Origin of the sequence: Martinezella tropici (assembly GCF_003287875.1) — a bacterium.
In the GTDB taxonomy this organism is placed as follows: Bacteria; Pseudomonadota; Alphaproteobacteria; order Rhizobiales; family Rhizobiaceae; genus Rhizobium; species Rhizobium tropici_C.
The window spans coordinates 36,843-48,990 of record NZ_QMKK01000017.1 but is presented as its reverse complement, the minus strand read 5'-3'; the positions used below and the strand labels follow the sequence as shown (position 1 = coordinate 48,990).

Genomic DNA, 12,148 nt, shown 5'->3' with positions numbered 1-12,148 from the left:
TTTCCTATTCTGGAGGATTGCAGCAGCTATTTGTAAGCCGTGTGGCAGGACTTGCATTCGGCTGCCACGGCCACGAATGCCTTGCGAAACGAGGCTTTGTCTTGCGCCTTCTGGCTCGCGGTACCGGCAATCATGGCCATCTTGCTGAAGCGAGCATGGAGATCCTTCTCCTTGGCGCCGCTCTGGTTGGCAAACATGGCGTCGGCGGCCTCGGCGTCGGCCGCGTAGCGCTGCAGGACCTGCTCGGCGGCTTTGCTGTCGAAGTTGGCAAGCACGGCCTTGGCTGAAGTGGTGTTATCGCCCATGCTGCCCATGATACTTTTGAGCGAGGCAGCCACGGCCGGCCCCGCCAGCACGGCAAGGACAAGGCCGGCTCCGATAGAGCGATTAAGCTTGGAGGATGATTTTCGCGGATCTGTCATGGCGCTCAATTTTCGTTGATTTCCAAAAAGGGGTTACGTTTGGCTGCAACCACATAATTGACGGCGACGACCAAACAGCAGCTCCTAAGAGCCCTGACATCTAGGGGAGCAATTGCGGCGAAATGCACGGCCACATCTTCTCGGCAGACTGCTTTCGTCTTCCCATGACAGGCTTTTGACAGGTTCGTCGATCGCGATCCTGTTGATTGGAAGGTCAAAGGTCAAACCATATGCCTTGAGATCGATGGCCGTGAACGGCCGCAACATACGCCCTCTTGCCCACGCTTGTACGATCGGGCCTCCAATGCGAGGACGCAATCCAGCCTTTGAATAAGTTGGATATTTATTGTTTCGGCGGCGAGGGAATCCGATCGATGTGAACGGAGCATTTCGCATGGTGGACAATGTGGTCGACGGTGGATCCAAATACCCGATCGAAAACATCGATGGTATGAGCAGCGACCACGATCAGATCGGCCTTTGTTTCGATCGCAATGGCGAGCACCGTGTCGGCGGCGCGACCGGTGCGAACATGGACAAGCGCTGGCATTGAAAGCTCTCTGCAAAGCAGCGACAGCTTTTCTTCCGCCTCACTGATGACAGAGACCGCCCATTCATCCGGCCCCTGCCGGACAAGGGAGGGAAAGCGCTCGACGGTATGAGCGACATGTAGGGTTCCATCGGCATCGAGAAGCTGCGAAGCCGTATGCATCAGATGCTCGGCTTTCTCCTTCGATCCGAGGCCAACCGCACAAACAACCGACTTATACATAGCTCCACCTCAGAACAGATCCTTGCCGCCGGTGCCGACAAATTCGGTTCGAAAGCCTAAGGCATGGACCTGCTTCAGAAAACGATCCGCACCCAATATATCTACCTTGAGGCTATCACTCAGACACTGGCAGAGGGGATTGCACAATTCATCATGAACCCACGCCTGAGCGCGGGACGACACAATTGTAATTTCCCATTTGTCTCTGTCTGCTCTGTCGAGGCGAAAGTCACAATCCTGGTGGTGCGGGAGGGGATATCCGGCACCGGCAAGCAGAGCTTCTTCCGTTCGTGTGAAATCCGTGCTCATGGTTTTACATCCCTCCTTCTATCGAAAGTCGATCAGCCGATGGACAGTTGATCATCGAGTGCGTAGACGCCCGGCGCCGACCACGCGGCACGTTCCGCTGCGCGCCGCTCGAACAAGGTCCTGACCTTGCCCTTCAAGGTGACCTTGCCGCCGGAGACATCGACCTGAATCGCCTGCGCCTCCAATTCCGCATCGCGTTCCAATGCATTTTCGATGCGCTTCTTGACGTCACCGGCGCTGATGCCAGGAACGACCTCTATGAGATTGGAGACGCCGACGACGCCGGCGAGATCCCTGACAGCGGCGGCGGCGGCATTCTTTTGGTACTGCCATTCCACCTCGCCGGTAAGCGTGACGACGCCCTTGCATACGCGGATCTGCACCATTTGCTTTGGAATGGAGATATTCCAGTCTACCATTTTGACAGCCCGTCGGGCGATGTCGTCGTCGTCTGTCCGCCGCGGACCTAGGATTTGAACGTCTATTTCCTGGGCTATGGCGCGGACGCCTTTGACGCGCCTCGCGGCTTTCTCGGCTGCGTCCTTCTCGGCATATGTGGCAACGCGTCCGGTGAGAGTGATGACGCCGTCGCGGGCGGTCACACCAATTTCGGCCGCATCCACTTTCGGCTCAAATTCCAGTTCATCCAGAATATTTTGTCTGAGAGTAATGTCGTCCATGACCGTCTCCTTGAGATTCCGTTAGCGGAAAAAGGATAGGACTAGCCAAAGGCTGCGGCATTGATCGAGGTCAAGGAACTGGTGGAGCCCTTCTAAAGAAGGCCGAAGCTCAGTAGCCTGAGCAAAGGAGTTGCATCAGCAAGTCCGACGACGGCCAAGCCTCGGCGTTCTGTCAGGATAATCTCCGCGGAACATGAAAGCTCCATTCTCAGATCGCTTTCTGATGGATTGGAAATTCCATTGTCGCGGATGCTCCGCCCTCCGGCAAATTGGTGAGTTTGAGATCGCCTCCGTGAGCAATCATCGTCTCCTTCACGATCGACAGGCCAAGGCCGAGGCCACCCGCTCCGCTGTCGGGTTTGCCGACGACCGCCACCGGTTCGAGCCATCGGGCGGGATATCCTGGGCCGGAATCAGAGACCGTGATGCCGCATCGAAAGATCGTCACCGTAATCGTCGTGCCCGGAGGCGTATGGTTCAGTGCATTCTCAATAAGATTGCGCAGGGCTCGAAAGATAAAATCGAACGCGCCGCTAATCACGACCGGCTCTAAGGGTGACTGCAATTCGATGTCGCGGCCCTTGGAAAGAATGACCGGCGCAAGGAATGCCGCTGCCCGCTGTCCGATATCGCCGAGATCGACCCGGTCGCTTGCCTCAAAATGCAGGCCACCGACCCTGACGCGATCGACCAATTGACTGACCAGCCGCTCTACACCGTCGAAATCCTCCTCGACTTTCCGTGCGATTGCATCTTGCGAGAGCGCAAGGCGAGCCTTGATAATCGCGAGCGGCGTCCGAAGCTCATGGGCAAGATGGCTCGAAAACTGCTCAAGTGACAGAAAGCCCGCCTGCAAGCGATCAAGCGCCTCGTTGACCGCGCTCACCAATGCCAGCACATCCTCCGGCATCCTGGTTTCCGTCAGTCGCGCCGCTATGCTGGAGGGCCCGATTTGCCGTGCCTCTTCCGCCGCCTGGCTCAATGGCTTCAGTGCGAATTTCAGCACGAGGATGTTGACCAGCAGAAGAAGACAAACAAATGGAATCCATATCCACGCGATGTCGGTAACGAACTCCTCCAATACGGTATCGAAAATGACGTGCTCCCGCGGGAAGGCGATTTGCACGAAATGCACGGGATTAGTGCCATCAAGCTGCATTGAAATGCCAAAAAGGGCTCTGACTTTGTCGTGACCCGGGAGCAAAAAGTACCGAACCTTCTGGTTTGACACAGGAACCAGGGGCTGACCCAACGTCTCAGAACTGGCAAGAACTCTCCCTGTATCGGTCACGATGGCGAATTGTCCGCTCAGTTCCTTGATTCGCGTTTTCAAGGCAGTTGCGGACCCACTGGCAAGTTGCGGATCTGAGGCGAACTGGCGCTGCATGTCTTGGGCGAAAGTCGAGAGCGTCTCTTCACGAAAAGCATCGTTGGCCGCTTGAAAACGGACGTACAAGAAAACAACACTCGCACAGACTGCAACCAGTGCGACGATAGACATAGCAACGACGAGGCGCCTGAATAGCGTCAGCCGGCCAAATGTCATGAACGTCCCTCCGTCAGCATATAGCCGACACCTCGCATGTTATGGATATCGATCGCGGCACCCGCAGCCTGGAGCTTTTTACGCAATCGGTGGATGAGAACCTCGACGGCGTTGGAGCTCAGTTCCTCGCCGAAGCCATAGATCGACTCCTCGACCTCGCCCTTGGAGAGAACCCTGTTGAATCTCCGAAGAAACAATTCCAGCGCGGCGAACTCGCGGCGACTGAGCTGCAGTTCGGTCTCCCCGACCTTGGCGACATGCTGTGAAAGATCAAGATGGACGTTGCGCTCGTTGAGGATCGTATCATGGCGTAGGGCTGGGCGACGCATCAAGGCACGGACGCGCGAGATCAGCACGCCCATAACGAAGGGCTTGACGAGATAGTCATCGGCACCCCTGTCGAGCGCATCGATAATCGAACTTGCGGCATCGCGTGCCGTCAGGATGAGAATAGGCGTCGAGGGCGCCCGGCGACGCACAGGTTCGAGCAAGGACAGGCCGTCGCGATCTGGCAAGCCAAGATCGAGAATGACCGCCTCATAGCTGATCGTGGACATAGCTTCCTCGGCGTCGCTGGCTGAACTGACCCAATCGACGGCAAAACCATGCGAACGCATTGCCTCGCTTGTCAGTGAAGCGAGCTTGGCATTGTCTTCAACGAGCAACACACGCATGAACCAGTCCAAAACTTTCGCGTTGATCCCGTAGGGCGATTTTAACGCAAAGGCCTCCTTGTTCTTGGCGAATTCGAGGCGGCGCCTATTCGCATCCGTTTTGCCGCACCCGCCTTGATCCTGCCGCTTCGCGCGTCGCGATGTCCCATTCGATATCCCGGCGGCGGACGAACGAGGAAAGCCTCCGTATCACTCCCGCTTGGGCGATGAGCTGGGCACTCCAGCTAAACTTGCCCCAGAAATCTAACCTGAAGGCTATTTTCACTTTTTTGACAAGTTTCTGTAAGCCGCCCGTAAGCCAGGCCAAACAATGTCCGCTCCGACAAACACAATCGCCACCATTCTTGTCGGAACGAGCGCCTAACATGAATGACAAAGATCTTAGCGATCTTCCCCTGAAGACTTATCTCATCAATCTCGACCGTGCCGCTGATCGCCTGTCCGCCATGCAGGATAAGCTTGATGGTATACGACTGCCGTTCGAACGAGTTGCTGCCGTCGACGGGCAAGCGCTTGAATTGCCCATCAGGGACTTCCACGAGGGAACCTACAGGCTTCTGCATGGAAGAAGGGGCAATCTCGCGGAGGCGGGCTGCTACCTTAGCCATATTGACTGCGCAAAGCGCCTGCTTGCCTCGCAGTCAGAATTCGCCCTGATACTGGAGGATGATCTCGAATTTCCCGCCGACTTGAAACAACTCTTGAGGGCCGCAATCGAGGCGCAAGCCGATTGGGACATCTTGCGGCTTTCGACGGTCAATCGCGGTCGCAAGTACCCGTTTGCCGACTTGACGTCCCAACGTTCCCTTGCCGTGGCGCTTACTCGCGAGAAAGGATCGGGCGCCTATTTGCTCAACCGTCGCGCGGCAACCTGGTTTGTCGAAAAGCTCGTCCCGATGCGTTTGCCATTCGATCTTGCCTTCGATCTTGAATATCTGGCGGGCCTGAGGGCCGCTTTTGTCTTCCCCGTGCCGATCAACCAGGATACCGGATTGCCGTCCCAGATCCAGGCCAAACGCCGAACCTATCATTTGCCGCGATGGCGCTACGTGACTGTTCAGCCCTATCGCGCATGGCTAGAAGCATCACGTTTTATCTGTCGTCTTCGGCAATTGGTGTGGCTTTTGCTAAAGCATACCCTCTTACGAAGAATGGACAACCTTTCCTCAGGAATCCGCACAAAACCCCTGTCATTGACGGACGGGAGCAGAGGTGACTGATCAATGGTTGTTTTGCCCGAGAGCCTCGGTGTCTATGTCATTAACCTGGCCAGATGTGTTGACAGGTGGAAAGCTATCCGCTCGCAGGCGCTCGCCCATGGTATTCATATCACACGGGTTCCCGCCATTGACGGGCGTAACGTCGCTCCCATGAACTATGTCGACGTCGATCACGCCGGTTTTTTCAGACATGGCGGTAGACAATTGCTGCCGGGCGAGTACGGCTGCTACCGAAGCCACCTGCGCGCCGTGGACATGTTCCTATCCAGCACATTTGAGGCCTCCATCGTTATCGAGGACGACGTGGAAATCGTCAGCGATTTGCTGGAGCGAACCTCGCAGATACTTGCCGCGGTGCCGACTGCTGACATCGTCAAGCTGTTCAACCACAGAATCCGTGGGTTCCGGCGGGTCGCCACGACGATTTCTGAAGATGAGATTGGCCGTTGTTTGCACGGTCCCCAGGGATCCGCCGCATGCTACATCGTCACCCGCAATGGCGCGCACGCGATTACCTCGGCAATGCGGACCATGACCCTCCCCTTTGATGTCGCCTTGGAACGTGGATGGGACCACGGCGCCAATATTCTTACGGTGAGAGAAAACATCGTCGAACTCAGCAAGCATAGTCAAAACACGCAGATCGGAACCAGAGCCGACTATAGGGCGATAAAACTCTCGGGAGCACGACGATTATCGACGCACGTTCTGCGTGCGCTCGACTATTCGCGGCGGATTAAATATGCGCTCGACATTTGACGAATACGCTGCGAACCGCCGCAGAGCGGAATACGCGATCATCCGCTCTTTTTTTAAATTCGCATGTCTCTCGGAACGGGCCGCATTGAGGCGGATCAATGTCTGTTCGATGGAAACGGTTCTAATCAGCTGATCGAGCGCACCAGCATAGCGGATACAAACTCAGCCACCGGAGCCAATCATGACGTTCTCCAGCGTGACCAGCACGGTAGGTTTCCTGGTAGAAACCAGTGGATCATCTTTGGTGCTGATTGCAGCATCCGGGCTTTTGGCAGGCATTACCTTCGTATTGGTCGATAACGTCGCGCTTGCCTCCCTTGTCTGGGCGCTCGCCACCTTGCCGATCCTGGGCGCGTTGTTGCTTCAGACCTTCCGTTCCTTGCGTAACGGCGATTTCGGTTTGGATATCGTCGCAGCCCTGTCGATGGCGCTCGCCCTTTCCTTTGGCGAAAGCCTCGCAGCCAACGTCGTCGCGCTGATGTATGCAGGTGGACAGATGCTGGAGGGATATGCGTCCGGCCGCGCCGCCCGTGAGATGACATTACTGATGGGACGGGTGGCACGAACCGCATTTCGCTATGTTGGCGATCGGTTGGAACTAACTCCCATCGAGAAGATAGTTGCTGGCGATCACATCATGATCCGCCAAGGCGAAGTGCTGCCCGTCGATGGTATTCTTCTGTCTCCCCGCGCTATTCTTGACGAGTCTGCGTTAACGGGAGAGCCACTCCCTGTGGATCATCGGGCTGGTGAAGAGGTGCTAAGCGGCAGCGCATCGATCGGTCCCGTCTTTACTGTCAAGGCACTTCGCCCCGCCTCTGAGAGCACATATGCTGCGGTTGTACGCCTCGTCGAGACGGCACAGAAGAGCAAGGCGCCGATGGCGCGCTTTGCGGACCGCTATGGCCTGGCATTTTTGCTCATGACGGTAACGATAGCATTGTCGGCCTGGTTGCTGTCCGACGATCCGCGACGTGCTCTTGCCGTTCTCGTCATTGCCACGCCCTGCCCGCTTATCCTGGCCGTACCGGTCGCGCTTATGTCGGGTATCTCGCGCTGTGCCTCGATAGGCTGCCTGGTGAAAGACGGTAGCGCCCTTGAAGCCTTAAGCCGCGTGCGGGTTGCCGTCCTCGACAAGACCGGCACACTCACACACGGCAAAGCCCAAATCATAACAGTCGGCTGCAGCGCTTGGATCGATAAGGACGAGTTGTTGCGTCTTGCCGCTTCGTTGGATCAAGCATCGAGCCACGTCATGGCTGCCGCTTTGATCGAGGGAGCGCAGGAGCGCAATCTGCGGCTGTCGCCACCAACCAATGTCGAGGAAGTTGGCGGAGCCGGGCTTGAAGGAACGGTCGACGGACGCCGCGTCGTGATCGGTGATAGCCGCTTTGTGAAAAGCCGAAGTTCTCGAAGTGCTTCCCAAGTCTTCGAAAATCATCACCGATCTGGTGAAGTTGCGGTGACAGTCGCAATCGACGGTATTGTCGCGGGAAATATCATAATGTCCGATCCGGTGCGCGCCGAGGCGATCAGCGTTCTGCAGCGATTGCGCAGCGCCGGAATTGCGAAAATCGTTCTTGCTTCAGGCGATCGCCTGGATGTTGCCTCGAACGTCGGCAACATCCTCGGTATCGAACAGGTGCTTGGCGAACAGACACCGGCTTCGAAAGTGGAGGCCGTTATCGCGGCGAAAAGCTTCGGTCCGGTGATGATGGTGGGTGACGGCGTCAACGATGCGCCGGCACTTGCGGCGGCCGACGTAGGTGTTGCATTAGGCGCGCGTGGGGCGGCGGCCTCTTCGGAGGCGGCAAGCATCGTACTGCTCGTGGACCGACTCGATCCTTTGGCAACCGCCCTGGTTGTCGCCCGCCGGACCGTTGCGATCGCCCGCCAGAGCGTGGTTGCTGGGATTGGCCTTTCAGTTGCCGGCATGATCGCCGCGGCATTTGGCTATTTGCCGCCGCTGCACGGTGCTTTACTTCAGGAAGTCATCGATGTCGCAGTTATCCTGAATGCATTGCGTGCCCTTGGGCCGTCCAAATCGGAGGGCGGCCCATACAGCCAGTCAGCGAATATAGCGACCAGACCTGCCTCTAAGACGCAAACATCCTGAAGCACGGATAGTCGGATCACATCACCACGTCGCTTTGCGTCTGGTCGGGAAGATCCTTCCCCTCATTGATCCTGATCAATGCCGCGGCGGCAAATATCCGCAGACTGCTTCCTGCTACCAAACCCATGAAGGAGCAAGCCAATGCTGAGAGCCAGACGCGACAGCCTGGGCGGTGCAGCCTCTAAAGCCATTCCCTCCCTCGGCGAGGTGGAAGGGCGCATGATGGTCCTTGAACTCATCGCGCTGACGGCGCTCACCCGTCTGATACGTCTTCACGATATCGGCGAGAGAGCAGATCTCATCAAAGCAATGCGGCACGCCATCGATCGCAAATGCCATGACGCCAGACTGTGCGGAACCGACACGAAGTCCGCTGAGGAATATGCGGAAGAACTGCTGGCCTCGGCCCAAGAGCAGGCAATCGTTCTGGAATCGATCCGAAACGACGCCTGACGATGACATCGAGCGGCTTTTGGCGTGCCTGGGATTCTATAGGCGCGGCAATAGCGGGAATACCTAAAGTAAGTGAAGATGGAGAGCCGTCGTGCAAGCCAAAGACATCATGACACGGAATGTCATCACAACCACGCCGACGATGAGCGTCCGAAACGCGGCGCTGCTCTTGCGCGCCAATGATATCAGCGGCCTTCCCGTGATTGGCGACAACGGCGAGGTCTGTGGCATCCTCACCGAAGGGGATCTCCTGCGACGCGTCGGCGATAACTGGGCGTCGTGGGCCAAAGACAAGTTCGAGCAAGACGATCGGCATGGCTTGAACACTTACATTCAAATCTACGGATGGTCGGTCGGCGAGGCGATGCACCGCGAGGTTATCAGCGTCACCCCCGAAACGGATGTCGGGCGGATTGGTAACCTGATGCTGTCCCACAGAATCAAGCGAGTTCCGGTCATTAGCAACCGTCGTCTTGTCGGTATCGTCAGTCGATGCGATTTGATCAATCTGGTCATCGATGCACCTGATCGACACGTCGCTAAAGGTGATGACGCCATGCGGCTCGCCATCAAGACCCGGCTGGCCGCGGATCTCGGGATTGCTAGCAACAAGGTCGACGTCATCGTCAAAGACGGCCAGGTACAGGTGAAGGGAATCCTCGAATCCAATATCCAACAAAAGGCGATCCGAACGCTTGTGGAGGGAATTCGAGGAATCAATGGATATATCGATCGGACAACGCTCCTGCCTTCGGACGCCATCAGCGTTTCAACGAGGCGAGACAGTGGCCAATGAGTCAGGAACTCGCCACTATTGGACAATCCTCGTGGCGATCGCGATTGTCGGGTCGCCTTGCTCGCCTGCGAGAGCACCCACTCGCGAGTGTGGGTCCAGGCCTGATCACCGGCGTCGCCGACGATGATCCGAGCGGTATTGCCACCTACTCCCAGGCGGGAGCGCAATTCGGTCTGAACATGCTTTGGACAATGCCGGTGTCATTTCCAATGATGGCGGTCGTCCAGGCGACGTGCGCTCGGATCGGGCGTGTGACCGGACAGGGCCTGGCGGCGAACATAAAGACCGCATTTCCACCGGTGATCCTCTATGCCGTCGTTTTCTCGCTCCTGATCGCCAATATTCTGAATATCGCCGCCGATGTTGCCGCCATGGGCGAGGTCGCGGGGCTGGTGACAGGCTTCAACCGACACCTGATGACAATGTTCTTCGTTTTCGGGACGCTCGCGCTTCAGGTCTTCATCCCTTATCACCGCTATGTCGCGTTCCTGAAGTGGCTGACAATTTCGCTCCTGGCTTATGCGGCGGTCCTCTTCACCGTCCATATCGACTGGCAGCAAGTTGCCTTGAGGACGATCTGGCCGACGACCACCCCGACGTCGACCTATGCTGCGGTCGTCGTCGGCGTCTTCGGGACGACGATCAGTCCTTACCTCTTCTTCTGGCAGGCATCGGAAGAAGTGGAGGATATGATGCCGCTCCCGATTCAGTGCCTTTGTCCAGAGACAGTGCGACAGCTCCCAAGGAACTTCGTCGCATTGGCTGGGACACATGGAGTGGTATGCTCTACTCCAATCTCACGGCCTTCTTCATCATATTGGCGACCGCCGTGACGCTCAATGTCGCCGGCATCACCCAGATCGACACGGCCGTACAAGCAGCAAGCGCACTGCGGCCGCTGGCCGGACCCTTTGCCGCACTTATCTTCGCGCTCGGAATTTTAGGCGTCGGTCTCATCGGCGTGCCTGTTCTCGCAGGTTCCGCCGGCTATGCGCTTGCAGAGGCCATGGATTGGAAATTCGGGCTCGAGCGCGCTCCCAATGACGCCCGAGGCTTTTACGGTGTGATCGCCATAAGTGTGCTGCTCGCCCTGGTCATTCAGTATTCGCCGATCAATCCGATGAACGCACTGTTCTGGAGCGCCGTTATAAATGGGCTGCTGGCCGTTCCCTTGATTGCCATCATCCTGTTGTTGGCGACAAACCCGAAGGTCATGGGCCCGTACACGATAGGGATATTGGCAGCATATATCGGCTGGGCCACGGTCGCGTTGATGGCGGTCGCAGCCGTGATGATGTTCGTCTCATAGCGCCTCCCCCGCGGTTCTCCCGCTGTGGCTGTTTGAAGTTGCAGCGCAGCTTTCAAGCAAATGGTCTGCGGTCCATCGTCGCGCAAACAAAACTTGCCAATGACCTCAACTAGCCCCGCTCATTTGATGTCGATCAAAGCATCGCAATCGTGCGCTCTGTAACCTTCTCGGCATGGAACAATCCAAACCCCTATCGGCACCACAAACCAAATCCATCGCCGGGAGACGACCATGCTCATTCAAGAAATCATGAACGCACCAGCCATCACCGTAAGTCCCAAAACATCGGTGGTGGATGCGGCAACGATTATGCTCGACCGTCACGTCAGCGGTCTTCCAGTCGTTGATGCCAACGGAAACATCGTCGGCATTGTCAGCGAAGGCGATTTCCTTCGCCGCTCGGAATTGCAGACGGAGCGCAAGCGATCCTGGCTGCTCGAGTTTCTGACCAGCCCCGGCAAGCTTGCTGATGAGTATGTTCTTTCGCATGGCCGCAACGTTGAAGAAGTGATGACGTCGGAGGTTGTCACTATCGCTCCCAATGCAACGCTCACCGTTGCCGTCGACCTGATGGAGCAGCATGGGATCAAGCGCTTGCCTGTCGTCGTCCAAGACAAAGTGATCGGGATGGTCTGCCGATCAGACCTGTTGCGGGCGCTGGCGAACATGCTGCCAAAGGAGAAGGTCCAGGCCAGCGACGATCAGATCGCCGAGGCGGTCATTGCCGAGCTGTCCCATCAGAGCTGGAGCCAGAATGGCTTTATAAAAGTCAGCGTTCAGAACGGCGTTGTCGAATTGTCCGGCACTATCTTCGACGAAAGAGAGCGACTGGCTGCCAAGGTTGCAGCGGAGAATGTGCCGGGCGTCAAGTCCGTTACCGACCAGATCACATGGATCGATCCCTATCTCGGTGTTGCCATGCCGGCGCCGAGTGAAGCGGTCTGAACAACACAATCGCCATAGGCACAAAGGCGATATGGCGGGCGGCGAACGACTGGCTCGACGCGCCGTTTTGATCGCCATCTGGATTCCTCGGACAGCCAAAAACTAGCTGTTGGTGACGACCGAGCTTTTCCCCACTGGCTGAGACTC

The 12,148-nt window shown here is 57.0% G+C and carries 14 protein-coding genes; 8 read left to right on the top strand and 6 right to left on the bottom strand.

Annotated elements, in window-relative coordinates; translation table 11 throughout:
- Nucleotides 1-26: 26 nt before the first annotated feature.
- The 6 genes from DQ393_RS02115 to DQ393_RS02090 form a co-directional block, all read right to left on the bottom strand.
- Complete coding sequence (locus tag DQ393_RS02115) at nt 27-422, bottom strand: cytochrome c (RefSeq protein WP_112340160.1); 396 nt, start codon at nt 420-422, stop codon at nt 27-29.
- A gap of 343 nt (nt 423-765) precedes the next feature.
- A complete protein-coding gene (locus DQ393_RS02110) occupies nt 766-1,194 on the bottom strand; it encodes a universal stress protein (RefSeq protein WP_095437869.1) in 429 nt (142 codons plus the stop codon).
- A gap of 9 nt (nt 1,195-1,203) precedes the next feature.
- On the bottom strand, nt 1,204-1,503 hold the full coding sequence (locus DQ393_RS02105) for a hypothetical protein (protein ID WP_095437868.1): 300 nt from the start codon (nt 1,501-1,503) through the stop codon (nt 1,204-1,206).
- 32 nt (nt 1,504-1,535) lie between these two features.
- Entirely contained in the window at nt 1,536-2,183 is a 648-nt protein-coding gene (locus DQ393_RS02100) for a BON domain-containing protein (protein ID WP_112340159.1), read from the bottom strand.
- A gap of 208 nt (nt 2,184-2,391) precedes the next feature.
- Complete coding sequence (locus tag DQ393_RS02095; protein ID WP_112340158.1) at nt 2,392-3,729, bottom strand: sensor histidine kinase; 1,338 nt, start codon at nt 3,727-3,729, stop codon at nt 2,392-2,394.
- The gene (locus tag DQ393_RS02090) at nt 3,726-4,403 is read right to left on the bottom strand and encodes a response regulator (RefSeq protein WP_095437865.1); all 678 of its coding nucleotides are present in this window, start codon (nt 4,401-4,403) and stop codon (nt 3,726-3,728) included. Before DQ393_RS02090 ends, DQ393_RS02095 begins: the two co-directional genes overlap by 4 nt.
- A 365-nt stretch (nt 4,404-4,768) precedes the next feature.
- Between DQ393_RS02090 and DQ393_RS02085 the strand changes: the two genes are divergently transcribed.
- From DQ393_RS02085 to DQ393_RS02055, 8 genes are all read left to right on the top strand, one after another.
- The gene (locus tag DQ393_RS02085) at nt 4,769-5,623 is read left to right on the top strand and encodes a glycosyltransferase family 25 protein (protein ID WP_112340157.1); all 855 of its coding nucleotides are present in this window, start codon (nt 4,769-4,771) and stop codon (nt 5,621-5,623) included.
- A 3-nt stretch (nt 5,624-5,626) separates the two neighbouring features.
- On the top strand, nt 5,627-6,382 hold the full coding sequence (locus DQ393_RS02080; RefSeq protein ID WP_112340156.1) for a glycosyltransferase family 25 protein: 756 nt from the start codon (nt 5,627-5,629) through the stop codon (nt 6,380-6,382).
- Nucleotides 6,383-6,563: 181 nt separating this feature from the next.
- Nucleotides 6,564-8,498, top strand: a complete 1,935-nt coding sequence (locus DQ393_RS02075; protein WP_112340155.1) for a heavy metal translocating P-type ATPase — start codon at nt 6,564-6,566, stop codon at nt 8,496-8,498.
- A 141-nt stretch (nt 8,499-8,639) separates the two neighbouring features.
- Nucleotides 8,640-8,951 carry a hypothetical protein gene (locus DQ393_RS02070; protein ID WP_095437860.1) on the top strand — a complete coding sequence of 104 codons (312 nt, stop codon included), beginning with the start codon at nt 8,640-8,642 and terminating at the stop codon, nt 8,949-8,951.
- Between the two features lie 91 nt (nt 8,952-9,042).
- Nucleotides 9,043-9,747, top strand: a complete 705-nt coding sequence (locus DQ393_RS02065; RefSeq protein ID WP_112340154.1) for a CBS domain-containing protein — start codon at nt 9,043-9,045, stop codon at nt 9,745-9,747.
- A 44-nt stretch (nt 9,748-9,791) separates the two neighbouring features.
- Nucleotides 9,792-10,580 carry an NRAMP family divalent metal transporter gene (locus DQ393_RS34065; RefSeq protein ID WP_281023926.1) on the top strand — a complete coding sequence of 263 codons (789 nt, stop codon included), beginning with the start codon at nt 9,792-9,794 and terminating at the stop codon, nt 10,578-10,580.
- Nucleotides 10,529-11,056: a divalent metal cation transporter gene (locus DQ393_RS34060; protein ID WP_281023925.1), complete on the top strand. Its 528-nt coding sequence runs from the start codon at nt 10,529-10,531 to the stop codon at nt 11,054-11,056. Before DQ393_RS34065 ends, DQ393_RS34060 begins: the two co-directional genes overlap by 52 nt.
- Nucleotides 11,057-11,287: 231 nt before the next feature.
- A complete protein-coding gene (locus DQ393_RS02055) occupies nt 11,288-12,001 on the top strand; it encodes a CBS domain-containing protein (protein WP_112340153.1) in 714 nt (237 codons plus the stop codon).
- The last annotated feature ends 147 nt before the right edge of the window (nt 12,002-12,148 follow it).

What these genes read in the sequence shown, in the direction of transcription:
- DQ393_RS02115 (WP_112340160.1), bottom strand. Translation starts at nt 422, where the DNA reads ATGACAGATCCGCGAAAATCATCCTCCAAGCTTAATCGCTCTATCGGA.
- DQ393_RS02110 (WP_095437869.1), bottom strand. Translation starts at nt 1,194, where the DNA reads ATGTATAAGTCGGTTGTTTGTGCGGTTGGCCTCGGATCGAAGGAGAAA.
- DQ393_RS02105 (WP_095437868.1), bottom strand. Translation starts at nt 1,503, where the DNA reads ATGAGCACGGATTTCACACGAACGGAAGAAGCTCTGCTTGCCGGTGCC.
- DQ393_RS02100 (WP_112340159.1), bottom strand. Translation starts at nt 2,183, where the DNA reads ATGGACGACATTACTCTCAGACAAAATATTCTGGATGAACTGGAATTT.
- DQ393_RS02095 (WP_112340158.1), bottom strand. Translation starts at nt 3,729, where the DNA reads ATGACATTTGGCCGGCTGACGCTATTCAGGCGCCTCGTCGTTGCTATG.
- DQ393_RS02090 (WP_095437865.1), bottom strand. Translation starts at nt 4,403, where the DNA reads ATGCGTGTGTTGCTCGTTGAAGACAATGCCAAGCTCGCTTCACTGACA.
- DQ393_RS02085 (WP_112340157.1), top strand. Translation starts at nt 4,769, where the DNA reads ATGAATGACAAAGATCTTAGCGATCTTCCCCTGAAGACTTATCTCATC.
- DQ393_RS02080 (WP_112340156.1), top strand. Translation starts at nt 5,627, where the DNA reads ATGGTTGTTTTGCCCGAGAGCCTCGGTGTCTATGTCATTAACCTGGCC.
- DQ393_RS02075 (WP_112340155.1), top strand. Translation starts at nt 6,564, where the DNA reads ATGACGTTCTCCAGCGTGACCAGCACGGTAGGTTTCCTGGTAGAAACC.
- DQ393_RS02070 (WP_095437860.1), top strand. Translation starts at nt 8,640, where the DNA reads ATGCTGAGAGCCAGACGCGACAGCCTGGGCGGTGCAGCCTCTAAAGCC.
- DQ393_RS34060 (WP_281023925.1), top strand. Translation starts at nt 10,529, where the DNA reads ATGCTCTACTCCAATCTCACGGCCTTCTTCATCATATTGGCGACCGCC.
- DQ393_RS02055 (WP_112340153.1), top strand. Translation starts at nt 11,288, where the DNA reads ATGCTCATTCAAGAAATCATGAACGCACCAGCCATCACCGTAAGTCCC.